We start from the raw sequence: 24474 nt of genomic DNA, 5'->3' as shown, positions 1-24474 counted from the left end.
TAGTCCTCCTTAATATTTATAAAATTTATTGTTATGGCCGCATTGGGCCTGAAACGAAAAAATCCGCCGCCATGCTTAAATAGAAAACCTACAAAACATGACGGCGGCATAAGGGGCAGGGTAAGACCTGCGGGGAATATTCAGTTGTCAGGGAGAATCGCGAATCCGCAATAGGCACCTCCTTTCCAAAGGGTATATAAAAGCCCACCATATAATAAGGAAATAATACAGCGGAATTTTACGCGGTTGTCTGTGCTGCCAGTTCTTCCGGCGTAATCTCATAGTTGGGGTACAGCTCTCCGGGACATACAGGCAGCCTTGTAGACAGGTATTTCTCTATGTCAAAGGCGTTCTTTTCGTCAAAATCCGAAAGATATTTGTAATTCGGGTGTTTGGTAATATCGTACTTCCGGGACAGGAAGGGACGCACGCCCCTGATCTGCAGGAGGCATTTGCCGCCATCCATCACCGCAAGCTCGTCAACGGACATTAAATCTTTCCCCAGCTTTTGGAAGTTCTGCCCGTGGGATTCCTGGGTACCCTTCGTAACGCTGGTGTTATACATATCAATGGTCTCTTTCCCCAGCAGGGAGTTCCAGCTTTTCAAGGTGGTTTCCTCCTTACCGCCTAAAAAAAGAGAAGAATCACAGTTCCCAATGATTGTGTCCATGTTGTCCTTGTAAAGTGCTTTGAGCTGGCTCTGTGCCTGCAATACCAGGCAGGCGGAAATTTCTCTTGAACGGATCGTTGCCATCAGCTTTTCCAGGTTCGGGATTTGGCCGATATTGGCCGCCTCGTCGATCAGGCACCGCACATGGATCGGGAGTCTGCCGCCGAACTTATCATCCGCCCGCTCACAGAGCAGGTTAAATAATTGGGTATAAGCCATACTGACAAGAAAATTAAAGGTCGCATCCGTATCACTGATGATAAAGAACAGCGCCGTTTTCCTGTCGCCCACCAGGTCAAGCTCCAACTCGTCATACATGGTGATCTCCCGGACTTCCTTGATGTCGAAGGGGGCAAGTCTGGCGCCGCAGCTAATTAAGATCGACTTAGCCGTCTTGCCCGCCGCCAGCTTATATTTTTTATACTGCCGGAGAGCGAAGTGGTCCGGGTCCTTCTGTTCCAGAGCATCAAAGAGCAGGTCAACCGCATTCTTGAAAGTTTCGTCATCCTCCCGAACCTCCATAGCGTTTATCATTTCTACCAGCGTGGAAAAATTCTGCTCATTGGAGGGAGCTTCATAATAGATGTAGCCGATCAGCGCCGTATAAAGCAGCGTTTCGGCCTTGACCCAGAAGTCGTCTCCCGATTTTCCTTCCCCTTTGGTATTTGCAATCAGCACCGTTACCAGTTTCAGGATGTCTTTTTCATTATGAATGTACGCAAAAGGGTTATAGTGCATACTCTTTGAAAAATTGATGGTGTTGAATACCTTGATTTTATAAGGCTCATACACAATCTTCCCATTTTTGCCCCGAACCGGCTTTCCGTCCTTATCCAGCTTCGGCGTACCTCGGCTTAACAGCTTTCCAACCTCAATTAAGACTGTGCCCTTTGGGTCGGTAACGACATAGGAGCTGTGCATCTGCATGAGATTGGGCTTGATAAAAAATCTTGTTTTGCCGGAGCCGGAACCACCTACCACCATCACATTTTTATTCCGGGCATTGGCCGGATTTTTTGGCCTGCCGGACATCATAAGCCCCTCGGTCTGCGTCAGAATGATGTTGTTTTCTGGCTTTGGGTCCATAAACGGTGCAATATCCGTTTTGCTGCCCCAGCGGGCAGAACCGTATTCCACGTTTTTGCGGTACTTTTTTGCGTCCTTTCCTTTGAGATATACCGCCAGCCGCACAATGGCCGCACCGCAGAGACCCACCAGCCAGTCCAGTGCCGCACCGGGCCACATGGTCTGAAAGGCATAAGTGAAGCCTTCACTTAACCCCAGCAGCTTTTGTGAAGCATCCGCTCCGGGAGCCAGCCGCACCGCCTGGCCCAGCTTCGCGAATACCAAAAGGAACAGAAAGTAAGGCAGGTGGAGGATCACCTGTTTTTTCAGGGTGTCGGTATCTATCTTCAACGCTCCGGCCCTCCATGCTCCTTATTCTTTACCTTGTCACGGCCAAGCGCCTGTGCCAGCTCTTTGAATTTGGCAAGCTGGGAAAGCAGCGACGGCCTGGTGCTGCGGGCAAGGTCTTTTCTTGTATACTCCTTAAACGCCGCGGTCAGGGCATCCGCCTGGTTCGCTTTGAAATACACCGTCCATTTGGGCGGGTCTGTGCCTGGGTCCTTTTCAATGTGATAACGGACCTCATGCTTTTTGGCGATCCGTTCAAAAGAGCGAATACGCCCGGTCACTTCAATGGTATTGGCGCCGGGGTCCCTGGCGGTCAGCCGCTTCATGCTGTTACGGCCAACTTTCGGGGTGTTGCGGTTCTGCTCCATCTTTTGAAGCGCTACGGCAATGGCCGCTTTCAGCACCCGCCCGGACAGCTTTGCTGCCTGGACCGTGACCGACATGGTTCTTTGTTCAATATCTTCCTGCACCTGCATCCTCCTTCCTGGAAAAATGTAGTCTGTTCATTACCGTGCCTCGCTTAGCACCTGCTGGCGCGGGGCGTGTTCATGGGCCTTCGCCGCCTGTTCGATCTGAATACGGGCGTGCCGAAGGAGCGTCTTAATCATGGAAGCCGGTTCTTTCACTTCCGAAAGGTGCTCCGTCATGCCTTTGCACTCGTCCGGCAGATAATCCGCCATTGCTTTACAGGCATCTTCCAGACTGCCGATGAATCCCCAGCAGCTATCCGAAAGCTCACCGTTTTTATACAGCTCAAAACCATAGCACTCACCCCGGAGATAGGCGTCATACTCGGCAACCTCGCCCCGCAGCAAATCCTCGGCTTTCTTTCGGAGGGAGCCGGTCATTTTCTCCCCGCCGAATTCTTTCAGCGCATCCTCTTTGGAAACATACACCCAGCCTACCTGCCCGCTGTCCCAGGGATCGTGAAAGCTGGTCGTCTGCATGGCAAGGCCGCTGTGATCCAGAAGGTACAGGGGCATCACAATGTATTTTTCAGAGATCACCCGGAGCATGGCATCATCCACGGCGCGGGGATCGGGGTGGTCGTCGGTCATTTTCCGGCTCCAGACCATGTTTACCATGCGCTCATAGCGTTCCATGCCGCGCTCATTGTTGCCAACGGTGTTTAAGTACATTTCCCGCAGAAAATCGTCCTTGTCAACATAGTTGTGGTGATCGCCCAGAGCATAGCGGGAGTGGAAGCATACCATTGTCCCGAAGTTATCACCCACCTCACGGGGACTAATCAGCATATCGTCCGGCTGCACCATTAAGGCATAGGGTTCCTGTTCTGCCATCAGCATAAGCCATCAGCTCCTTTCCGGTTCTTTCTTTTTCTCCGGCGTCTTAGGTTCCGCTTTTGCCGCCTGTTTCTTTGCGTCGTCAAGCTGCTCCCGCAGCGACACATCCCGCTTTGCCTCCGGCTGCCGGGTGCCGCCAAAGAAATTTGGCAGCTCCTTAAATCCAATGCTGTCTACATAGTAGGCGGTGTCGCTGCCCTTTTCGTGGAGCACTACCACATCAGAGACAGAAAGGGAATGGCCCTTAAAATCCTCCGGGTGGTCGATGTTAAAGCGGGTATAAATATCTTCCAGTGTTTCGCCGGGCGAAAGTTCTGCCGCATAGACCATTTGGTAATTATCCCTGTCAACCGGGAGCCCTTTCTTTTCCAGCCAGCCAAGAGACATAAAGCGCAGGTCGTCGGTGCTGTCCGATAAATCAAGCTGGTAAATGGAGTAGGCGCTGATCCCGTATTCCTTTTCATAGGCGGCAATGCGATCCAGCAGCGACCCGGCCTCGCCGTCCAGATATTCCTCCTGAATGACGGTTGCCATCCTCATGCGTATCTTTCCGGTCTGCCCGGAAAGGAGTTCGTCCGCCATGCGCTCTTTTTCCTCATAGAAATCGGGGTGCATATCCGCATAAGCGCCACTGTACTGCCGCAGGAACACATCCAGGTCAAAGGCCAGGTCCGTGGAATCGTCCAGCCGCATTTCTTCCCGCTGCGCCTCCTGTGCGGCCATTTGCGCCCGCTGTGCCTCCTGTTCTTCAGAGGAAGGGACCGGCTGCCTGACCGCCAGGATTTTCCCGGCAATGCGGACAAACTGCTCCGGGTGCTCAAACTGCTGCCGGTATTTCTCCATAAGGTCTGCGGGAAGGTCAGCGAAATTTTCTTCACCAAGTCCACAGAGAAAGAAATTCCCTGCAATAATGTCATAGATATTGCCCTCATCATCACGGAGAGCACGGTTCAGGGGAAGCCCCACATATTTGCCTTCTTCGTTACAGATCAGGGCAACCGGGTCATCGTAAGGGTAAACAGCCTGAATGTCCCCGCCGACAGCGGCCTGCAATGCCTCCAGACCTTCGCCAATATCCACCGCATAGGGGACTTTTCCAGGCTCCACCATTAACACGTTCATAACTGCATATCCTCCTTCTTTTTTGTTGCCGCAGGAGCAGCGGGTGCTTTCTCCTGGGATTTTGCTGCCGCCAGTTTCCCCAGCACGGAAGGCTTTCCCGTCTTTTCGGGCAAAGAAATACCGCCCTCCGAAACCTCGGCGGCGGTGTGCTCTGCCTTGACCGGCTCCTGACCCTCCACGGTATAACCGGGAAGGAGGGCACCATTGACGGTAAAGTGGCGTTCATATTCTTTCGGAATCTGCGGGGAGATTTCTGTAAACAGGTGGGAGTAGGCTTTCTTGCGCCCCTCCAGATATTTCATAGCGGCGGCCTTGTCGGTGTAACGCTTCTGGTTCTGCCCAGCAATTTTCTCGCCATATCCCTGCTTCGGGGAATTCACATACACATCCCAGGTCACATACCAGGCAACCGGAACACTTTGTTTCGTTTCCCGGTCATATTTGGTATCTTCCCAAACGCTGCAAGTCATCTTATAGACACGGTTGCTGATTTCCTCGGCATCCCGCCAGTTACCGGTTTTTCGCCATTCATTTCCGGTATGCGCAACCTCCGGGGTCCGCAGATATTCCAGCGCACGGTTCAATTTCTGCGTCTCTGCCGCCTGCTGTTCCCATTGTTTTGCCGCCGCCTGCACGATTGCAAGAGATTTCTGCTCGCCGTCCATACTGTCCTGACGCAATGCCTCCAGTGCATCCGCGCTCTGCGTAATCAGAGAAGAAATATCCACATCCTTGCAATAGACGCTGTGGTCCAGCTTAAGTTCGCTGCCTTCTGTCAGATAGTCGAAACGATAAACCTCATAATCCTTGTTTTCTTCCAATGTTTCACCTCCTTAAATTTCCGGCGCGTGGGATTTCTTGGGAGCCGCCTGCGCCGGCGTACTTTTTTCTGCCGGCCTTGCCGCCGCAAGCTGTCCGATCACCGAAGGGCGTTCCATCGTAAAGATCGAAATTTGCTCATTTTCAGCCAACGGTACAGCCTGCACCGCAAGAGGCAGCGTTGTTTCCGCATGGGTAAGGGTGTGCTGTAATTTCAAATTCGCCACGATCTCGTCAAACACCGCGTTGATCGCTCTGCGTTCCTCACCCTGGGGATAGGCTTTCAAAACCTCTGTTTCCCCGGATTTATTCATAACAAGAGCCACCGCGCAATCCGCATGACCGGCCAGATAATCAGAGGCATAGGGCAGCTTATCCTTGATATAACAAGCAAAAGCCCTGGCTGTCATTTCTGTGTTGCTGTCCCAATAACCGCCGTCTTTTTCACATTCCTTTCCCATCCGCACAGAATTGCGGTAGTAGTCGGTCTCTGTCCGCCCGATCTGCGGGGTTTCCTGCTCCTGCATCCCGTGAAGCATCCGCTCAAACATTTCCAGACGGTCACGCTCACTTTTTGGGATCACATGGCCGCTGACGGATTTCTTTAAGGCGCTGATCTTATCCACGGAACCGACTTCCCCGGACAGAAATGCGTCCTTTAATGCTGCATACTGTTCCAGTGTTCTTTCATCCCCATGCCGTTTCAAGGAGCCAAGCACCGCCGAATCCAGCCAGCTTGCCGCGTTTTTCTTTGTCCGGCTATTCTGTGCCTCGGTGCGTTTTGTCGCCTGTTCCGGCGTCTCCGGTTTGTACTTCATGGTATTAACGAGCTTTTGAAACAATGGGTAAAGGCGGGGCTGCTCTGAGAGCATCCCTTTTGCGCCCATCTTTGCCCCCAGATAATCGTCAAAGCCGTGCCACCATTCATGCGCCAGGGAACCGGCACCGTGCATCTTCGTAAGGTTGATGACCTTGCGGAGCGGTTCATAATGGGCCGCGGCGTTGCCGCTGCCTCTGGCACCGAAAGCGATAGCAAGCGTGCCACCAAAGGCAATATCCTGGTCGCTGATCTGTAAAGCAGCCGCCAGGTCTTTCAGTGCTTCAAACCCCATGTTCAGGGACGCCTGCCGGTCATTCTGGTTCATCCAGTTTCCAAACTCGCCGCCCCGGAAGCCGAAAGTATCAAGATAATGCTGCCCGGTGATCTTCTGGCCGCTCCGGTAGTCCGGCCCGGTCCTTCTCACATGCGCAAGCTGCGGAGGGGTAAACCGGACCTTCCCGCCTTTGCTCCGCTGCCGGGCAAAATCCTGTACCCATTTCAGGGCTGCCTCACGGGATTCAAAGTTTGTCTGCAAAATGGAATAGCCCTTCGTCACATAATAAGTGCCGGGTTTCCAGTCGTTATTTCTGGAATAGGTGTTTTTTCCGTCATTGAAGTGGATCGCGTAGCCCTTTGGCACCTTCTGGTCTTTGGAAACGCCAAACTGTTCCTGCTGCGCCTTCTGCGTAAAATCCCGGTCAAAGTGGGAAGCCGAGCGGATATGTAAGGTCTGCACCAGCTTATTGGTAATGACCGGGTTATCCAGAGCTTTCTTCGTAGCGCGGTAATGGGTTCCGCTGGCCCAGCCCTGCACCTGCTCCACATATCCATTCTGTATCAGAAAGCGGTCATAGGCTTGCATGGCGTCATCCAGTGTGCGCACATCCTCAATCACGGCCTGTAGCTGCCGGACGGTCTCAATATATTCCTCCTGTCTGGCACGCTTAAGCTCCGGGGTCTTGTCACTGTACCGGTACTGGGGAGAAGCCCCCAGGCTGTCCCGCGCTTTTTTGATGAAGTAGACAACACCGAGGGGAACGCCATCGTCAAGCATGGCCTGATAGTCCGGTTTCCTCCAGACATTATCCTTCTTGACGAATTTCTCTGCCTCCCGCTCATTCATGCCGCCCAGGTCATCCACATATAGGCCGCGGTCTTTCCAGAGGTCTTTTTTCGCGCCTCCGATCTTTTCCCCAAAATCCTCATGCTGTAAATTTTCTGCCAAACGTTATCACCTCCAGTCTGTGCAAAAATTTACCGTTCCGGCGTGGAACGGTTTTTCTCTGATTGATGAAGTTTCGGGCGGTTTCCTGCGAGCCGGTCCGTTTCCCTGCGTACCAGGGCATCTACCGCACCCAAATCCTCCGGGGTAACGGCAAATTCCCGATAATTCTCATACCATAAGCCTGCCCGGACCGCCGCAATAGGGGGTATCTTTTCCGGGCCGGAAGGGAGAAGCCGGTAAACCGGCGCTTCATCATAAAGAAGCATCTGCCGGGCCGTCCCCAGCGGTATGCGGTACATGTCTGTATCGGGATTCTGTGCCGCCTCCATATAGCCGATGTTCAGAAGTTCCTCCAAATCCTGAGCCATGTAGGAAAACGCCTGCTCCTTCCACTGGCTGAACATGCCGGAATAGTGGTGCTGCCATTCTGTGACCTGCTCCGGCCTGTAGCAGAACCCCCAGCTTTTCAAGGCGTCTTTTTCGTAGAGCTCCATAGAGTGCCATTTTTCAAGGCTGACTGTTTCCATGCGTCCATTTGGGCGATATACGTCAACACCATAAGGGGAGAGGGTATTTCTTTTCACGTCCTGGCGCAGCGTATCTAAGTCCAGCATCATAACATCACCGTACAGGCGGCCATCCTCTTTCCGGTCCGTGTGGAACAGGAAAGCCCTTGCCCCGATATATTCCGTTGTAAAGATCATCTGGTGGAGGTCTGCCGTGGAACAGTAGGCGTGCAGGGCATCCGACAGCCACATGTGGTTTTTCCCCATAATGGCAACCGAATCCACCCTGGTATTTGTCACCAGGGAATGGATATTAAATTCTGATTCCCGCAGGAAGTCGCCCGCAAAGATATGGAGCTCATAAGCAAATGTAATAAGGTCCGTGTCGCGGATCAAATGAATCTGCGGAAGCGGTTCATTGTTCAATCAAGTTCCTCCCATCTGCCGGGTGTTGTACGCCGGCAATCTTGCTCACAATTTCCGGCCCGGTCTCATAAATCTGCATCAGGCGTTTTGCCGTACCGCTGGGCTGAACGGCGCCGCTGGTCCAGAGCCGGACAGTGGAGGGCGTAACGTTCATCAGAAGCGCAAAGCCCTTTTCGTTCATATCCAATTTTTTCATCAGAGCCTTAACCATATCGGGGCCATATTCCGGGCACCGGGCGGCCTCGGCGATCATCTGCAAAGCGGTATTTTCTGTTTTCGTCATAGTGAAAACCTCCTGTTATTCTGACCCCGCTGTTAAGCCGGGGCAAAACTGATTTTGTTGTGTTCCATCCTCCGGGAAAATTCCCGAAGGGAATATCTCACGCCGTCAATCTCCGCATGGGTCTGATCCAGACGCCGGCAAAGAGAAAAATGCCGGTCTCCATTCCCATAGTGCAGACAGAGAAGGCCATTATCAGGAATCGAAAACAGCGCCCTTCCCGCGCTGTCCGTAAAGCAAATCTGCTGTGCTTCATTCATACCAAAATCCCCCTTAAATTGAAACTGCCGCCTGTTTCTGGCGGCATTGTAGTTGGCGGTCCCTGATCTGTTCCCTGGTATATAGCAGCTTTTCGTTATAGTCCTTTCCGACGCGGGGCGGGTTGATGCCTACCCGGATATGCTTAAAACGCTGATCCTCATGGAGCATGGCTTTGATTTTCCGGGCATTGGTAAGGCCGCCAAAATCATTGTCCATGTAAAGCGTGACACGCTTTATTTCCGGGTGGCGTTCCAGAAATGCGGTCAGCGCCACATGGGAAGTGCCTCCCAGGGATAAGCGGTAGCCATCCCATTTCCAGCCTTCAAGCTCTTGCAGCGTGGCATGGGAAAGGGCATCAATGGGGGCCTCAAAAACGGCCACATGGCGGCTGCCCGGATTCCGCGGCGGGTAGCAGAAGCTAAATTCTTTGTCGCTGCCGTAAACATCCTTTCTGAGATTGCCGGTGATACTGCGCATACAGGCAAACTTCGCTTTCCCCGCGTTGTCCTTACCGACAAACACACAGACCGGTTCGCCATGATACCGGGCTTCATAGAAAAGCCCGTTCCGAAAACACCGGCTGATCACATTCGAGCTGATCCCGCGCCGCTGTAAATACGAGACTGCGGCGGTAGCGCACCGTCTGGCCCAAGGCAGCGTAAACGGTTTCTTTTCCGGCTCTTTCCGCGCCTGCTTTGTTGACGCGCTTTGGTAAGCCGGCATCTGCCGGATTTCTCCGCCTGCCAGTGTTTGAACCGCATCCACCAGACCATAGCCCCGAATCTGGATCAGGTAATCCAGGGCGTTGATACTCCGGCCCCGGCTGTTCCAGTACCAGTACCGTTTCCCGGTCACATAGACCAGGCTGTCATGCTCCTTGTGCCGGTAATTGGGACCGTCCCGTTTGAGCACGCCGGGCTCATGGGATTGCAGATAGGCGAACAGGTCTGCCTCCCGTGCCGTCTGAATCTGCTCTTTGGTTACACCGGGCATGGTGCCGGCACAGATTTTCGTTTCATCGTGCTTCGCCTCCTTCCTGTGATGATATGAAAAAAGACGCCCGAAAGCGCCTAACAGCCGTACAGGTCATGGTTGACCTCCGCACGGTAATAGCTATCCATCGTTGCCGGGGCGTTATACAGCGCCGCCAGCAGATAAGCCTTGATATTGTTGACCTTCGTAACGTTCTTGTCGATACAGTCAAAAACATACTCCAAGTGGCCGGAATTGATCTTTAAGAACCGGCTCCTGACAACCTCCCGTGGGAAGTCATCTCCGGCAATGCGGATATATGGCCGTCTTGACAGCACCGTTTCCAGCATAAGCTCCACAGTCTCGTCCATGCGTTTCCTCCCATAGCGGGGAACCAGAAAGTCATACTCAACATTCTCTTTGATAATTTCACGGTATGCCTCTGCCATATCCATCCTATCAATCCCATCTTGACGCCCTGCCGGATAGATTGATTGATGTGTCCTTGATATATCCGTTTTTGATTTTTTAGTTCTTTGTGGATTAGTATTTAATTGTGCGGGATTTTCCTGTTCAGGTTCCGCCTGTTCAGGTTTTGCCTGTCTTGGATTTACCTGTCTTGGATTTTCCCGTTTAGGTGAAACACCTTGTTTTACGCCGGTTACAGGCTTTTCATGTATCGTGTACTCAATATCGCCGAGCTGTCCGTTTTCATAGCGGAGGCGCTGCCTGGTGAGATACCCGTGCCGTTCCAGCTCCTTCAGGGCGGTGGTAATGGAATCCACGCCATCCCTGCAAATGTGGGCCAGCCCCTTTGTGGTATAATCCCAATCTTCCGGCAGCGACAGCATAAGGGAAAGAAGCCCCTTCGCCTTTAAGGACAGTTCCGTATTGCGCAAGTGGTGATTGCTCATAACCGTAAAGTCCTTCGTTTTCTCTACACGGAATACAGCCATTTCACAGCCTCCTTTCTTCGGTTATTCCGTTACAAAGCGCGGTCCCTGCGGTCATAATGGAGATGTCCGCCTGAGACCTTCGCATGGTTTTTCAGTTTGACTTCGCCCCGTTCCTGGCTCGCTAAGAATTTCTGATAGCCGGCCTCCGTAAGAAACAGGCGCATCTTATCGCCCTTATCCCCAACAGGGGAATCATAGGACAGCACATCAAAGACGATCATGTGCTTTACCTCCGGGTCAAACCGTTCCAGCCCCATAATGTCATGTCCCTTTAATTTCTCTGCGCCGGACTGCTGCCTGGCCTCGGCGATCCTTTCCCCAATGGTTCGGGGCGGGTGGGGCAGCCGGTAATTTTTCTGAATGTCCCGCACCAAATCCATGCACTCACGATCCGACAGGACACGCACCTTTGCCATAAGGCTTTCCGCTGTCTCCCGCAGTTCGGAATTGTTTGAGTAGCGCACGGTCATGTAAAGCTCATTCAGAATCTTTGCCTGACAGTCTCCTTCGACCTGAAAGAGCATCTTTTTTTCCATTTCGTTCAGTTCCATGTGTGGCTCCTTTCTTTGTAAAAATGGGTATAATAAAACGCCATAGGATTTTGAATGCCTATGGCGTTAGGGATAGACTATTAAAATATATTTTCAGACTGTTCAAGTAGATTTCCGTGCTTGACACAGTGCCATTCCAAAGATATAATGACGGCAGTCTATGAACTTAAACAGGGAGAATGGTTCCCCGGCCAGCCCAAGGGATTTGCTAATAGCTTGCTAATTGGACGGTTCAGAATTAGCAAAAACCGCGTGGTATGCGGTAGCACTTTTGCGTAGTAGGAACGTCCGAAAAAGCCCGTGGTTTCAAGGTTTTTTGCGAATTGGAAGTTATGGTACAGTATGTTGAATCAGTTGACATGCCATACTCCTAAAGCATAGTTGTGGGTTCGATTCCCGCCGGGGATACCAGTAACAAGACTGAAAGCCTGGAAAATTTCAAGCTTTCAGCTTTTTTATTTTTCAGTTTTTAAAAAATATGCTTTACTAATATTGTTAAAACCTCGGAGCAAGCAGATTATAATCTATTTGCTTGATGAACCATTATCAGGGAAAGTGATAAGATTCAACTATTTGAGGATAGAAAAATCCACACTACTTGGGACGAGGAATAGGAAGAATGGTATTTTTCGGTTACGGATGTAGTTGCTGTATTGAAGGACAGCGTTGACCCCAAACAGTATATTAAAAAAATGAGAAGGCCTCCGGGAAATTTTCCGGAGGCCTTCTGTCAGCACGCGAAATCGTTTTGCTGCAGATCTTCGGCGCGCAGCATCATATTCAGTTTTCCATCGTTGATGTATTGGACCTCTCTGTCATAGATTTGACGTTGCCTTTCGTTATTAAGCCGGGCGTTAATCAGAATGATGTAAGTATCGTTCCCGCAATATATGGTTTGGCCGTCAATTTTCACAGGCAGATCCATCAAGATAACCTTTATATATTCGTAGTCCATTGTCTATCCGGTAGTACGTCCTCTCATAAGCGCGTCGATAAGGCGCGCTTCTTTTTCTTCTTGCCAGAGGTCGCCGTACTTTGATTCGTAGTAAGCGACAGAATCTCTGAGGAATTCCTCGTCAATATCGAGAAATTCAGCCATTTCGTAGTATTCGCGATATCCTTTTCGATAGGCGTCTTTTATATCGTCAAGAGGGATCAGCTTGTTAAAGGCCCAGCCTCTGGCAGCGCGCTCCTGTTTAGCGCTGTCCAGACTATGTTGGTCGAGGATATCGCCGACGGAGGTTTCATAATGGCCGATTTCCTCTGCCAGAATACAGGTTTTGCGCCGTGAAGGAAGATTCTTGTTAATCCAGGCTACGTTGTCGCCATAGAGGCCTTCGTTCTTCATGTTGCGTTCCTCTATGAGAAGCTTATCCTCATATTCCATCAACAGGTCTTCATATTTGCTCATCTAAATCACCTCTTTTTGCAGGTAGTATCAGGTATTATTCTTGCGTTTAGAAAGAACGTATCTTTTAAATTCTTCTATTTCATCCAGTTCTTCTTCTGTCCAGTCGAGTCCGTCATGGTGCGCTGCAATGGTATGTACCTCCTGCGGCGTATCTTCCTGCCATCCCATCAGGGCAGCAGGATGCACATTGAGAAGCCGGGCCAGCTTGACGATGTTGTCGTACTTCATATTTTTGATATTGCCGGACTCCCAGCGCTGAACAGTCGCTTCTGATACGTTCATTTTTTTGGCGATATCCAGCAAAGTATACCCGCGGGCTTTGCGGAGTTCTTTTAAGGTATTCGAAAGACTCATGAGCCACCTCCTGAAAAAATTTTAGCACATATGTTCGCCTATTGCAACCGCAAAATCTTGCATTTTATGCAAAAAAATTTCAAAAACCCTATTGACAAACGTATGTTCTTATGCTAAGGTGAAGACACACAAACACTTGCATAAAACGCAAGCTATCCGCAGAAATTAATTTTTTTATCACGATACTTGCGAAAAATGCAAGAAATATCAAAAGGAGGTTACAACAATGGGAAAGGCGAAGGAACCGTACTGGTCGTATGTGAAGTCGATTATCAGGGAATATCCGCAGTTAGAAAAGGAGATGAAGAAACCGTTGGAGCAGAGGATGAGCATTTCTTTTGAGGCGGGAGGAGGCGGCGGAAAAATAGGCAATCCGACGCAGGATTGTGTTATTCACGATCTGCCGCCGAAGAAACAGCGAAAGTATGACGCTGTTACTAACGCAATTCTGAAGACGAGGCTGAAGCACCCGGACAACGCGGATGAGCGTCTGAAGATTATCGATTTAGTTTATTGGAAGCAATCCCACACCATAGAAGGGGCGGCCATGAGAATCCCATGCCACCGCAACGCGGCGGGAAGCTGGCAGGGAGATTTTATCAAGCTGGTGGCAGATGAACTGGATCTGGTGTAAAGCCAGAAGACTGTGCATCCGTACCCCGGAACCGTGTTAAGATGTGTACAGTGAAGGGAAGACATTCACGGGAAAGGAGGGAACTATGATAACAGACACGATACTGGAGCATTTGCAGAACAGTACAGAGCTGACGGCATATCTCGCGCGGTACGATGGCAAGGCGGCGATTTTTCAGAACCTTGCCCCGGAAAATACAGACGCCGGTTGGGAAAGTCAGAACCATTACAGTCAACTGCTTCTGCGGCTGAATATGCGGGAGGATTTTCAGTGAGAGGGCAAAAGCACGCTTACCGTAGAAGTGGCGACAGATAGAGACAGCCGCGACGGATACCCTTTGATGGACGCGGTGAGGGAAAGACTGGACGGCTGGTTCTTCAACGGCGGGGGGCGTGTTGTGTCGGCGCGATGGGCGGGTGTAAGCGAGGCGGCAGCCCGCGATGAAATGACGAGGCGGACAGTCATAACTTTTGCGCTTATTGAATACCCTGACCAGGGGGTTTTGCCGGAAAGTCCGGCGGCGCTGTTGGGTGTTTGGAGCAAAGGGCATCTGCCGGAGGTGATTGGCAGGCCGATCTATTTGATTGACCCGGGTGATGGTTCGCTGCCGCAGGCGTTTCGTCCTACGGAGCAGAAACCGGCGGTCTACTGGCGTCTTGTGAAAACGGGGAAGTGTGAGAGCCTTACCGGCGGTAAAGGCGTTATGTGGCGCAGCGCGCTGGTGCACTGTCACATTGTGATTCCCGGCCGTGGCGCTGAAGCGGATGCTATGGCGCTTTTGATTGAGCGCGCGCTGCTTGCGGAAGGCCGTGTGGAGAATGAGGATGGTTTCGTTATCATTGGCGATATGCAGGGGCTGGATCTGTCGCGCGATCCGGTGCAGGCGGGTCAGCTTGCCTTGGAAGCGGTATATCCGGTAATCGCTGTGAATAACGCCGGTGAAAAGCTGCAGCATGTATCAGTGGCGATGAGAGAAAGGGAGTAGAGAATGAGACACAAAAACAGTAAGAATGTATATACCGTGGACCAGCTGGCAGAGGCCGCGGAGGTATTCGAAAGCAGCCCGGCAATGGTAAGGGCCGCGCTTTTGACAGCGGGACAGGCGACGTATACAGAGGAAGAAGCAAGAAAGGTAATTGCGGCATTTAAACAAAAGGAGGTAAAGTAAATGGCACAGATTTTTAGAGAGGGAGAAATGAAAGTAAGGCCGGATGTGTATTATCGCTATTCAAACCGGGGAGAAAAGGAAGCCGGCGCGGTTGACGGAATTGTCGCGTTGGCTGTAAAGGCGTCATGGGGGCCTTGCGGTCAGGCGCGCGCATTCAGCAGCGCGGCTGAAGTGGCTGAAGCTTACGGAGACTGCGACGGTACAGCCATGGCAGAAATCATGTTTGCCGAGGGTGTAAATACAATTTATATGTACAGAGCAGGTACGGGCGGCGCGAAGGCTTCCCTGACGCAGGGGGATAACGTGGTTCTTACCGCAAAGTATGAGGGCAGCCGTCCGATTAAGGTAAAGGTACTGGCGCTGCCTGGCGGGAAGCAGAAGCAATGCTTGATTATCGTAGACGGTAAAGTAAAGGAAGTCTATACTTTCACTGCGGGCGGTACAGGTGAAGCGGCAGCGCTGGCAGAGGCGCTGAAAGCAAGCGCGTATGTGACAGCAGAGCAGGGTAAGACCGGCGCAGTAGAGGAATTTGAAACGGCTCTCAGCGGCGGCGCGGATGGAAGTGTGACCGCGGACGATTATCTGGAGGCCTTTCAGGCTTTGGAACCGTACTACTATAATGTCCTCTGCTGCGATACTAACGCTGAAGGCGTGCAGAACGTCTTGGCGGCTTATGTGGAGGAGGTGGTGAAAACCGGTAAATTCCCTATTGCGGTCATGAGCGCGAATATGACGAAGCCGTTGACGGACAGGATGGCAGAATCGGCGGCAAAGAATCACGGACAGATTGCCATGATCGGCAATACTTACACCGATCTGACTGGTATCGCGGCGCCAGCGATTTTCGCGGCGGCCCATCTGGCAGGCGCGGTTGCCGCGACGCCGGCGAATCAGAGCATCGTACATAAAAGCCTGAGAGGCACGGGGGATGTGACAGAGCGTTTTACCAGCGCACAGTATGAGGAGGCTATCAGGAACGGTCTTGTGTTGCTTTCCAGAAGCGCGGACGGCCAGGTCTGGTTTGACTCCGGCGTAACGACACTGGTAGATCTTGATGAAAGTCAGGACGCGGGCTGGAAGAAGCTGAAGCGAACCAAGGTTAGAAATGAACTGATGCGCAGGCTTCATGTCATGATGGAAAAAAAATTGGAAAGGTCAGCTGCGACAGCGACGGCATTGCTGACGTACTGCAGAGCGGTATGCGCCTTCTCAACGACATGGCAGGCGAGAAGAAAATCATGCCGGGCGGCAGCTTTACACTGGACGGGTCTAATCCGCTGACCAGTGACAGTGCGTGGTTTATCGTGGAAGCGGATGATATCGACACGCTGGAAAAAATCTATCTGCACTATAGATTCAGCAATGTGCAGACTGCATAAAAATTTATGGGAAATTACGAAAGGGGAGAAATATGTTGAATCAGAAAACACTTGTAAAAAATCTTATGACCGGTAAGGACGGAAAGCTGTTTATTGATGTGAACGGCGTTTCAGAGGAGCTTTTGGAAATTGACACTTATTCTGTTAAAGCAAATTATACGAATCTGGATTATCAGCCGGTAGGCTCTTACCAGAAGTTCAGTGTGCCTGCAGACGTATCCTATACGCTGACCTTTACAGAGGCGGTGGTTAGAGACGATCTGATTATGGAGCCGCTGCTGGAGGCTGCAAAGAGTGGCAAAAACATCAGCTTCACATTTAGAGCCAGCGCCAACAAGCCGGACGGAACGCAGCAGAAGCTTACGATCGAGGACTGTATTCCGGATGGAGAATTTGATTTGATGACGTTGACGCCGGGTGAAATCATCAAGAGAAATCAGTCTTACAGAATCAATTCCACGCCAGAGTGGATCAAGGGCGAATAATCGAGGCTTAATTGGCTATATGCGGGAGGGCGGCTGCCGGCGCGGCATCCGTCTTCCGCTAGGAAAATATACGAAAGGAAAAAAAGAAAGATGGAAAATAACACACAGGAGACGATGAGAAGCGCATATATTACACCGGTCGATGATCCAGAAATTCCCGCGAAGGCAGCGGAGAGGATTGAGAAGGAGGACGAGTACGACCTGGTGCGCTCGCTTTTAGAAGCGGCAGAGTATCAGCAAGCGCCTGAAATGGTGAAAGAGGTAGAAATCCGGAGAAAGGGAAAGCTGTACTTTACTGTGCATGTGCATCCGGTTTCTGAGGAAGATATTTCTTTCGCTTCGAAAAAAGCGTCTAAGTATTATGAGAATCCGCAAGGGAAAAAACTACCAAGAATTAGAGGAGAAATGGATACCAACTTATTTAACTCATGGCTTATTTATTTAGGGACTATAGAGGATGATAGAGAAAAAATTTGGGGAAATCCATCAGTCCTGAAAAAATTAGGGCATTTGAAACCGGTAGAATCTATCAATTCTCTTTTGATGGCTGGTGAAAAAAATCAGTTGGTTGACTTGATTATCAATATTAGTAATGTTGCGGATGGCGAAGAAGAACTCAGTGAAGAGGAATACGTAAAAAACTCATCAAGATAAGCGGACTGGCGCAGTGGCTTCACTTCGCTTATCAGAATCACAATAAAGAGCCGGGCATTCTGATGGGACTTCGAACCTGCCAGCAGCCGGTGCTGCCCGGCGAACGAACCTTTATGATGGCATCGGACCTTCTGGCCGTGGAAGAAGGCTTTGTGCCTGTCAAAGTCAGTAGCTTTGGGAAAAAACAAGAGGAATAGAGATGGATGAAAAGACGGTATGCGCAGAAGGGGTCGCCGTCTTTTTGCGTTAGAAAGAAGTTTTAGAAATGTTTTAACCTATTTATATGCAAAAGATCTAGAAAAGTATGATATAATAGGCATAGCGAAAGACTGATATTGGTACAGACGTGGGAAAGGAGCGGTGAGTGAGATGAGAAAAATGCGGACGGCAGAAGAAATGTGGCAGTTTTGCTTTGCAAATGATTTGTTTTATGAAAAAGCTCACTTTTATCTTGTGGCAAAACATTTGCAGCCGGATGAGTATGCGGTATTCTGCTTTCAGGGGCTGCAGAATAATGTTAGAATGATGACAGACGGTAATTTTGCATATGTATTTACCAATAGAAGGTTGATTATAGGGCAGAAGCGTTTGACAGGAGAAATCGTCAGGTCGATTGACTATAAAGATCTTCATAATGTTACGGCGGCAGGGCAAAGTGTTGTAATTGATGCGACAAAGTGGGAGCCGAATGTAGAGGTGTTGAAGGGTGATGCGGTTGGTGTTCAGAAGGGACTGGCAGAAATTATACCGATCATTCAGCAGAAGAATCAAGAGCAAACGCAAGGCGCAAACTTTTCCGGAAGTGTAGCGGATGAACTCGCAAAGCTGAAGAAATTGACTGATGAGGGAGTTATGACGCAGGCGGAATTTCAAGCGCAAAAAGATAGGTTGCTAAACCCCGCGGAGACATGTACGGACTATTTTGAAGACATTCCGGAAGAACCGACCTATACCTATGAGAAAAAGTTCGATAAGGCAGTGCAGAGCAATGATAAAAAAGCGATTGTGATTAGAGCGGTGACGTTTACGGTAGGGGCGATAATACAGCTACCAGTTGCTATAATTTTCATACATTTAATACTTTATCATTATGGAATTGTAGATGAACTTCCATAGAACACTCGACAATAAAATCATGCGTGGTGGATGTTTTTCTTGAAAGCAAGGGAGAGAATTATGTGGAAGATTGAAAAAGAGCAATTAGATAAATTGGACAAAAAATATAAAATATTGAAAATTTGGGGCGATATTGCAATGTGGATTGCTTTGGCAACAACAGTACTTACGATAGGAAGCATGGTATATTTACTTGTACTTGCACTATAAAATAGTAAAAAGCTAGGAACATAAAAGACACCTGCAGAGGTGTTTTTTGTTTTGTTAAAAAGGAGGTTATCATGGCAAAAAAAATATGTAATTGCATGTTATGATGAAAAGTCAATGAAGAATCTGGAGCAGATTGAGAAGCAGATGGATAAAAGATTGACGCAGTTAAAAAACTTAAGTAATCAGGGATTGGAGTATTTGAAGCAAACTGAAAACCGCATGCAAAAGTATGCGAACGTAAGCTGCTGTTTTGAAATGTATGTGAATGATAAGGTAAGCAATGTGATTACAAAGATTGAGGAGCGGGTAATAAAGCTGACACAAACCCCATATCAGATCAAAATTATAGCAAATACAGGAGAAGCGATTGATACGATACAGGGATTAGAGGAAAGGTTGAATCGGCTTATGACCAAATGGTCGCTGGGAATACAGCTTCAATTGCCGACGGTGAAAGGTGGAGGTAGGATGTTACCCGGATATCAGCAGCCACAGAGTTTAGAACAAAGATTTCAGAAAGAACCTCTGGGAACTACGTATGAAGGCCTGAGAAGTTTTGCAAATACAGTCAATATTTTTAGTGCATTTAAGAATCTTAAAGAATTTAAACCAGTGAAAGCCTATGGAGAAGCCGCAACAGGACAGTTACCAAATCTAGTCGAAAAGTCAACACAGCTGATGGGAAAGAGTAAATTATTGACAAAAGGAATGGAGCGTATGGCAACTACCAGAATCGGGCAAGCTGCATCAACTGCCATCAGTAATATTCCTGCGGCAGCGGAAGCCGGAACCCTTTCGGCTGGTCTTGGTCTTGCAACGACAGGAGGAGCAATGCTCACGGCTTACGGACTTGTAGACGGCGCAACAACCCTTTATGATGGAATTACCAGTGAAAATGATTATGATAGAATTCATGATATAGTTAATGGTGGCTTTTCTTTTGGTGGAACTACTGCGGGAGCAATTATCGGTAGCATGATTTTACCCGGAGTAGGGACTGCTTTAGGTGGAGGTCTTGGATATCTGTTTGGAAAAATCGGCGGTATATTTGCTGATGATAAAATCGCAGATAAGCATGCTTTTGATGAAAAATCAGCAAGCAAATATGCAGATGATGGAAGATCACCATTAGAGTCTGAAATGGTTGGAAATATAATTGCAGCACCCGCTACACTTGTCAGTGAATTTAAGGCAGTAGCAGATCAAGTTCAAAGTTCTTTTAATACGGGGACAGGAACTGAGCCGATATATGGTGGAGCCTATGTACCAGACTATTCTGTATTAAATGCCCCAATGGATGTAGAAGTATTTGGTCAAAAGAGCATTAGAAATCAGATTCAGGTGACGGCAGAAGATTTTGGAATTCCAAAGTCTTTATGGGTAAAAGTGGATGCACAAATTTATGGGAATAAGAGTTTTTCTGATTCTCGCAAAGGATGGGCGAATCACCCTCGTGAAGCCTATCGCGGCGGCATTATCGCTCCAGCTTTTGCTGACGGCGGTTATGTTCACGGCGGTGCGCAGCTGATTACCGTGGCGGAAGAAGGAACGCCGGAGGCCATTATTCCTCTGGGCAGACACAGAAGAAAGAGAGCGATGGAGCTGTTCAACCAGGTGGGCAGCTATCTGCAGGCGCCGGGCTTTTCACCAAAGGGCTTCGCGGCAGGCGGTATCGTAGGCGGCAGTATCGGAGGTCTTAGCGGAGGCGGCAGCAGCATGCCGATTGCAGTAGAAGTCGGCGGTGTAGAAATCAAAATTGAGGCGAAGGATGGACAGTCCCTGGTCGAAACCATTCGAGAGAACAAGGAAGCTATCAGCGAAGAAATCGCAGGCGTATTTAACGCAGCATTCAGGGGACAGTTTGCCAATACGCCAGCAACAGGAGGCGCAGGATTATAAGTGTGATAGTAGTACAAATTAAAATGGAGGAAATCAGCAGTGAGGAATACGCAAAAAACTCATCAAGATAAGCGGACTGGCGCAGTGGCTTCACTTCGCTTATCAGAATCACAATAAAGAGCCGGGCATTTTGATGGGACTTCGAACCTGCCAGCAGCCGGTGCTGCCCGGCGAACGAACCTTTATGATGGCATCGGACCTTCTGGCCGTGGAAGAAGGCTTTGTGCCTGTCAAAGTCAGTAGCTTTGGGAAAAAACAAGAGGAATAGAGATGGATGAAAAGACGGTATGCGCAGAAGGGACACTTCACATAAAGAAGTGTCCCTTCCGACATTTTAAAGAATTTGTAAAGACGGTTGGATATGATGAATTTGTAGGAATAATTAAATATACTGGAGGAAACTACAATGAAATCATTATTTGAACAATTCGGCGGTACATACCGCAAATGCAGAGATTATTTAATTCCTAATCTCGAAATGCCAAGCACGGATAATTTTGAAATCGGAATTTATGGGCAACGGCATTTGAGATACTTACTGGAGCACTGCAAATTGACTTATATCAATCTGCTAACAAGCGGAAAACTCAATCAATATCTTGCCGATATTGACAAGCAAGCACAGGACCGTCTTTGTCAGGTTGTAAAACAGTTAAAAACAACACAGGGTATTACTGAACAGCTGAAGGTTGCCAGTCCTATGGAATGGGTTAGAAAAATGAATTGTATTCAGCAGCAAGCGGAAGAATTTATCTTAAATGAACTAATATATCAATAAAACATAACGGCATTGGTGTGAAGCTGATGCCGTTTTAGTTAGCTGCGAGGTAGAAAAATTCATAGAAATATGATACAATGAAATAAATTATAAACAAAGGAGAGGAATCATTGTGGATTGGGTTGAATTTTGTCAGAAAATTTCTGAAATTTTAAAACCTTGGAAAAGAAAGCTGTTGTTTGGCTATGATGACAACAAAATTATATATACGATTGCAGCTCAAGAATACCAATATACAATAGAAGATTTTAATCAGTTAAAACAAAATGCAGAGCATTACGATTTTAAACGTTATTCAATATGCGATGGAAATACCTATGAATCAATTGTTGATTTACCAGATATTGATTCAAGAAGACTTTTTTCGATGGGCTTTGAAGATAAATTGTCAGAATTAACAGTTAGAGATGAAGATGCAAATATCTCGTATTCTTTTTGCGAAGTATCAGAAGAACTGATTTGGTATATTGTTAAAGACTACGATATTACTAAAAGAGTTTTTATGAGATTTCCATCTTCTGTTTTTGACAGGAAATGTGAGACTTTATCTAAAAAAGATTTGTTTAGTTTAATACAAATGATAACTCGATTACCGCTCGCAGTTTACATTGAATCAAATTCGGCTAAAAGCAGAGAGCAATTACAAAGATACGCAAAATCATTTCTATTTAATATTGCATACAATTTTGATTTTGTTTTTAAAGCTGTAACCGAAATTGATGATTTATTTCCACAAAGAACTCCCCTTAATAAAAGAAGAATCCACAATGTTGCGGAACTTATGGCACCGCAACTTTCATATAAAGAAGAGTTGGTTGAACAATACTATATGGCATTGGCTTCAGAAGACCCTTTTGTAAAGTTTATAGGTTTTTATCATATAATGGAACACTTTTATGAAGAAGTTTATAATGAGGATATTTTTAAAAGTGTACAATATATTATTCAACATCCTGGCTTCTCCTCAAAAAGAACAAAAGATATCGTTAAAATCGTGGATCTAATTAAAAAGAAAACACGACAAAGCAAAGAGGAATTTCAAGGTTCTGAATTGGAAGCATTAGAACTAACTCTAAAAAAGTTTGTTGATATTTCAGAGTTAATAAATGATTTGACTGAATTCAATAGTTCTATTGTCGATTATTATAAAACATCAGAAGTCAGCTTTTCAAAAGGCGACACTATCGATTTAAGGGATATTTCAAATGAAAAGCTCTATAAAAAGTTATCAGCCAGAATATATAAAACACGAAATGCTTTAGTACACAGTAAATCTAACGAAGGTCGAGCAAACGAACGAGGTATATATAAACCTTTTGATAATAGCCAAGAATTGTTAATGGAAATTCCATTAATGAGATACATTTCTGAAGCGATAATAATTAATTCTGCATCAACATTATAATTTTACATATAGCCGAGTGATTTTTGTGTAGTGAAAATCACTCGGCTTTTTATCATTATAGATAAATTTTCTATGTGTGCAAAAAATCATTATGTCTTACCAAGCACTGAATTTGGTTATCCAAATTCGCTTATTAGGGGCTTTTGCCCCTAATACCCCATGAAACATAAAGAACCGATGACCTTGTGAGAGATAAACTCACAGTGCATCGGTTCTTTGCTTTTTAAGAAAACATCGTATAGCTTGCGGTTATACGGAATTTTGTTTATACATTGAGGTTTTCATCTCCCCATTGTTTCATATGTTCAAAAACGGGAATGAAACTTTTGCCTAAGTCAGTAAGGTTATACTCCACACGGGGAGGTACTTCTTTATAGTCATAACGGGTAATGAAGCCGTCGGCTTCCAGTTCCCGAAGCTGCTTTGTCAGGCTTGATTCCGTAATGTCACCGATATGCCTGCGAAGCTCTCCAAAGCGGTGTATATCCCGAAAGGCGATGTAATAGATGATTTCAATTTTCCATTTACCGCCCAAGATTTTTTGTATGGTAGAAACTGTTTTGCAGCGTTCAACAGCCAATGTACTTTTTTTCATTCCTGCCACTCCTTTCAAAGACAGTATAACACACCTTTTCTCAAAAATCAATGTACCCTTTCAATATGGGTACTATAAAAAAGTATAGTACTTGTAAAATCATTGTACGAAAGTATAATTAGTATAGACTACAGAAAAGGAGATGTGTTTATGCACTACACAGGAACAATTTGGCGACCGCCGTATGAAGCGGCATCACTTTTGTTAGAAGTAACGGCAGGCTGTACGCATCATAAATGCAAGTTTTGTACCTTGTATAATGATTTGCCGTTCAAATTCAAAATGTCCCCTCTGGAGGATATTGAGAGAGATTTACGGGAGGTTAAAAGAACAACAAAAGGTTGGAACAGCGGGCGTATTGACCGAGTATTTTTGACGGGAGCTAACCCCTTTGTTTTGTCTTATGACAAATTAACTGCGATTGCAGAGCTAATCCGCAAATATCTCCCGTCAGTTACATCTATCGGCTCATTTGCGAGGATTACAGATGTTACCCCTAAAACCGATGAGGAACTTGCCAAACTGCGGGCTATGGGATATGACGGTCTGACAATAGGAATAGAAACAGGCGATGACGAAGCCCTAAAGTTTACGAACAAGGGATATACCTCGGCGGACATTATAGAGCAATGTCAGAGATTAGATGCAGCAGGCATCCATTACAGTTTCTTTTACTTGGTGAGCATTTCTGGAGCAGGTCGTGGAGAAATCGGAGCAAAATTGACGGCTGATATATGCAATCAGATACACCCTACGCTTATCGGGGCAAATATGCTTACGATTTATCCCGATTCTGAACTTTATGCTGAAATACAGCGTGGGAACTGGCAGGAGGAAGGCGAACTTGAAAAATACAAAGAGGTACGGACGCTCATTGAAAATTTGCAGATACCGACCATCTTTGCGGCAATGGGAGCTTCCAATGCGTACCAGTTTCATGGGCAACTGCCGAAAGACAGGAAAAAGCTGTTGGCGTTTCTCGATGAAATCATAGGAAATGTCAGCGAAGAAGAATTACAGCGGTATAGAAAAAGCGTTCATCATCTGTAAGCGAAAGGAGG

The 24474-nt window shown here is 47.8% G+C and carries 33 protein-coding genes; 17 read left to right on the top strand and 16 right to left on the bottom strand.

Going from position 1 to position 24474, the window contains the following annotated elements; genetic code table 11:
• Positions 1-238: 238 nt before the first annotated feature.
• From ACPW7J_RS14130 to ACPW7J_RS14060, 15 genes are all read right to left on the bottom strand, one after another.
• Positions 239-2086, bottom strand: coding sequence for a VirD4-like conjugal transfer protein, CD1115 family (locus ACPW7J_RS14130; protein WP_425755625.1), 1848 nt, complete (start codon positions 2084-2086; stop codon positions 239-241).
• Positions 2083-2553, bottom strand: coding sequence for a PcfB family protein (locus ACPW7J_RS14125; RefSeq protein WP_425755623.1), 471 nt, complete (start codon positions 2551-2553; stop codon positions 2083-2085). The genes ACPW7J_RS14130 and ACPW7J_RS14125 overlap by 4 nt, the downstream gene beginning before the upstream one ends.
• A 36-nt stretch (positions 2554-2589) precedes the next feature.
• Positions 2590-3390 carry a hypothetical protein gene (locus tag ACPW7J_RS14120; protein WP_425755621.1) on the bottom strand — a complete coding sequence of 267 codons (801 nt, stop codon included), beginning with the start codon at positions 3388-3390 and terminating at the stop codon, positions 2590-2592.
• 6 nt (positions 3391-3396) lie between these two features.
• Positions 3397-4509 carry a DUF3846 domain-containing protein gene (locus tag ACPW7J_RS14115; RefSeq protein WP_425755619.1) on the bottom strand — a complete coding sequence of 371 codons (1113 nt, stop codon included), beginning with the start codon at positions 4507-4509 and terminating at the stop codon, positions 3397-3399.
• Positions 4506-5330 (bottom strand): hypothetical protein, encoded by an 825-nt coding sequence (locus ACPW7J_RS14110; RefSeq protein WP_425755617.1) that lies wholly within the window; start codon positions 5328-5330, stop codon positions 4506-4508. The genes ACPW7J_RS14115 and ACPW7J_RS14110 overlap by 4 nt, the downstream gene beginning before the upstream one ends.
• 12 nt (positions 5331-5342) lie before the next feature.
• Positions 5343-7373 carry an LPD1 domain-containing protein gene (locus ACPW7J_RS14105; protein ID WP_425755615.1) on the bottom strand — a complete coding sequence of 677 codons (2031 nt, stop codon included), beginning with the start codon at positions 7371-7373 and terminating at the stop codon, positions 5343-5345.
• Positions 7374-7402: 29 nt separating this feature from the next.
• Entirely contained in the window at positions 7403-8305 is a 903-nt protein-coding gene (locus tag ACPW7J_RS14100; RefSeq protein ID WP_425755613.1) for a hypothetical protein, read from the bottom strand.
• On the bottom strand, positions 8295-8588 hold the full coding sequence (locus ACPW7J_RS14095; protein WP_425755611.1) for a helix-turn-helix domain-containing protein: 294 nt from the start codon (positions 8586-8588) through the stop codon (positions 8295-8297). The genes ACPW7J_RS14100 and ACPW7J_RS14095 overlap by 11 nt, the downstream gene beginning before the upstream one ends.
• 32 nt (positions 8589-8620) lie before the next feature.
• Positions 8621-8845 carry a hypothetical protein gene (locus tag ACPW7J_RS14090; RefSeq protein WP_425755609.1) on the bottom strand — a complete coding sequence of 75 codons (225 nt, stop codon included), beginning with the start codon at positions 8843-8845 and terminating at the stop codon, positions 8621-8623.
• A 13-nt stretch (positions 8846-8858) separates the two neighbouring features.
• Entirely contained in the window at positions 8859-9839 is a 981-nt protein-coding gene (locus ACPW7J_RS14085) for a DUF3991 domain-containing protein (RefSeq protein ID WP_425755607.1), read from the bottom strand.
• A gap of 77 nt (positions 9840-9916) precedes the next feature.
• A complete protein-coding gene (locus ACPW7J_RS14080; RefSeq protein WP_425755605.1) occupies positions 9917-10774 on the bottom strand; it encodes a DUF6017 domain-containing protein in 858 nt (285 codons plus the stop codon).
• 29 nt (positions 10775-10803) lie between these two features.
• The gene (locus tag ACPW7J_RS14075) at positions 10804-11325 is read right to left on the bottom strand and encodes a DUF5720 family protein (RefSeq protein ID WP_425755604.1); all 522 of its coding nucleotides are present in this window, start codon (positions 11323-11325) and stop codon (positions 10804-10806) included.
• 730 nt (positions 11326-12055) lie between these two features.
• Positions 12056-12280, bottom strand: a complete 225-nt coding sequence (locus ACPW7J_RS14070) for a hypothetical protein (RefSeq protein WP_161875462.1) — start codon at positions 12278-12280, stop codon at positions 12056-12058.
• 3 nt (positions 12281-12283) lie between these two features.
• Positions 12284-12736 (bottom strand): ImmA/IrrE family metallo-endopeptidase, encoded by a 453-nt coding sequence (locus ACPW7J_RS14065; RefSeq protein WP_161875463.1) that lies wholly within the window; start codon positions 12734-12736, stop codon positions 12284-12286.
• 27 nt (positions 12737-12763) lie between these two features.
• The gene (locus ACPW7J_RS14060) at positions 12764-13090 is read right to left on the bottom strand and encodes a helix-turn-helix domain-containing protein (RefSeq protein ID WP_425755601.1); all 327 of its coding nucleotides are present in this window, start codon (positions 13088-13090) and stop codon (positions 12764-12766) included.
• A 226-nt stretch (positions 13091-13316) separates the two neighbouring features.
• Between ACPW7J_RS14060 and ACPW7J_RS14055 the strand changes: the two genes are divergently transcribed.
• The 16 genes from ACPW7J_RS14055 (at position 13317) to ACPW7J_RS13980 (ending at position 22818) form a co-directional block, all read left to right on the top strand.
• Positions 13317-13724 carry a hypothetical protein gene (locus ACPW7J_RS14055; protein WP_161875465.1) on the top strand — a complete coding sequence of 136 codons (408 nt, stop codon included), beginning with the start codon at positions 13317-13319 and terminating at the stop codon, positions 13722-13724.
• An 85-nt stretch (positions 13725-13809) separates the two neighbouring features.
• Positions 13810-13998, top strand: a complete 189-nt coding sequence (locus tag ACPW7J_RS14050) for a hypothetical protein (protein WP_425755599.1) — start codon at positions 13810-13812, stop codon at positions 13996-13998.
• Positions 13999-14025: 27 nt separating this feature from the next.
• Positions 14026-14709, top strand: a complete 684-nt coding sequence (locus ACPW7J_RS14045; RefSeq protein WP_425755597.1) for a hypothetical protein — start codon at positions 14026-14028, stop codon at positions 14707-14709.
• 3 nt (positions 14710-14712) lie between these two features.
• Positions 14713-14892, top strand: coding sequence for a hypothetical protein (locus ACPW7J_RS14040; protein ID WP_161875467.1), 180 nt, complete (start codon positions 14713-14715; stop codon positions 14890-14892).
• Positions 14893-16173, top strand: coding sequence for a phage tail sheath subtilisin-like domain-containing protein (locus ACPW7J_RS14035; protein ID WP_425755595.1), 1281 nt, complete (start codon positions 14893-14895; stop codon positions 16171-16173).
• Positions 16131-16271, top strand: a complete 141-nt coding sequence (locus ACPW7J_RS14030) for a hypothetical protein (RefSeq protein WP_425755593.1) — start codon at positions 16131-16133, stop codon at positions 16269-16271. Before ACPW7J_RS14035 ends, ACPW7J_RS14030 begins: the two co-directional genes overlap by 43 nt.
• A 32-nt stretch (positions 16272-16303) precedes the next feature.
• On the top strand, positions 16304-16756 hold the full coding sequence (locus ACPW7J_RS14025) for a hypothetical protein (RefSeq protein WP_161875469.1): 453 nt from the start codon (positions 16304-16306) through the stop codon (positions 16754-16756).
• A gap of 90 nt (positions 16757-16846) precedes the next feature.
• Positions 16847-17410, top strand: a complete 564-nt coding sequence (locus tag ACPW7J_RS14020) for a phage tail assembly chaperone (protein WP_425755591.1) — start codon at positions 16847-16849, stop codon at positions 17408-17410.
• A 62-nt stretch (positions 17411-17472) separates the two neighbouring features.
• Positions 17473-17607 (top strand): hypothetical protein, encoded by a 135-nt coding sequence (locus ACPW7J_RS14015; protein WP_424960478.1) that lies wholly within the window; start codon positions 17473-17475, stop codon positions 17605-17607.
• A gap of 172 nt (positions 17608-17779) precedes the next feature.
• Positions 17780-18526 carry an SHOCT domain-containing protein gene (locus tag ACPW7J_RS14010; RefSeq protein WP_425755589.1) on the top strand — a complete coding sequence of 249 codons (747 nt, stop codon included), beginning with the start codon at positions 17780-17782 and terminating at the stop codon, positions 18524-18526.
• A 60-nt stretch (positions 18527-18586) separates the two neighbouring features.
• On the top strand, positions 18587-18736 hold the full coding sequence (locus tag ACPW7J_RS14005; RefSeq protein WP_425755587.1) for a hypothetical protein: 150 nt from the start codon (positions 18587-18589) through the stop codon (positions 18734-18736).
• Positions 18737-18850: 114 nt separating this feature from the next.
• Positions 18851-20635, top strand: coding sequence for a hypothetical protein (locus tag ACPW7J_RS14000; protein ID WP_425755585.1), 1785 nt, complete (start codon positions 18851-18853; stop codon positions 20633-20635).
• A gap of 133 nt (positions 20636-20768) precedes the next feature.
• Entirely contained in the window at positions 20769-20903 is a 135-nt protein-coding gene (locus ACPW7J_RS13995) for a hypothetical protein (protein WP_424960478.1), read from the top strand.
• 2 nt (positions 20904-20905) lie between these two features.
• Complete coding sequence (locus tag ACPW7J_RS13990) at positions 20906-21058, top strand: hypothetical protein (RefSeq protein WP_425755583.1); 153 nt, start codon at positions 20906-20908, stop codon at positions 21056-21058.
• Positions 21042-21413 carry a TnpV protein gene (locus ACPW7J_RS13985; protein WP_425755581.1) on the top strand — a complete coding sequence of 124 codons (372 nt, stop codon included), beginning with the start codon at positions 21042-21044 and terminating at the stop codon, positions 21411-21413. The genes ACPW7J_RS13990 and ACPW7J_RS13985 overlap by 17 nt, the downstream gene beginning before the upstream one ends.
• 112 nt (positions 21414-21525) lie before the next feature.
• Positions 21526-22818 (top strand): hypothetical protein, encoded by a 1293-nt coding sequence (locus ACPW7J_RS13980; RefSeq protein WP_425755579.1) that lies wholly within the window; start codon positions 21526-21528, stop codon positions 22816-22818.
• A gap of 265 nt (positions 22819-23083) precedes the next feature.
• On the opposite strand, the gene ACPW7J_RS13975 is transcribed toward ACPW7J_RS13980, so the two are convergent.
• Positions 23084-23413, bottom strand: coding sequence for a winged helix-turn-helix transcriptional regulator (locus ACPW7J_RS13975; RefSeq protein ID WP_160220844.1), 330 nt, complete (start codon positions 23411-23413; stop codon positions 23084-23086).
• A gap of 150 nt (positions 23414-23563) precedes the next feature.
• On the opposite strand from ACPW7J_RS13975, the gene ACPW7J_RS13970 reads away from it, so the two are divergent.
• Positions 23564-24463: a B12-binding domain-containing radical SAM protein gene (locus tag ACPW7J_RS13970; RefSeq protein WP_425755576.1), complete on the top strand. Its 900-nt coding sequence runs from the start codon at positions 23564-23566 to the stop codon at positions 24461-24463.
• Positions 24464-24474 lie beyond the last annotated feature (11 nt).

It is taken from the genome of Ihubacter sp. rT4E-8 (assembly GCF_049852125.1).
Taxonomy (GTDB): Bacteria; Bacillota; Clostridia; order Peptostreptococcales; family Anaerovoracaceae; genus Senimuribacter.
This window is presented reverse-complemented; position numbering and strand designations above follow the sequence as displayed.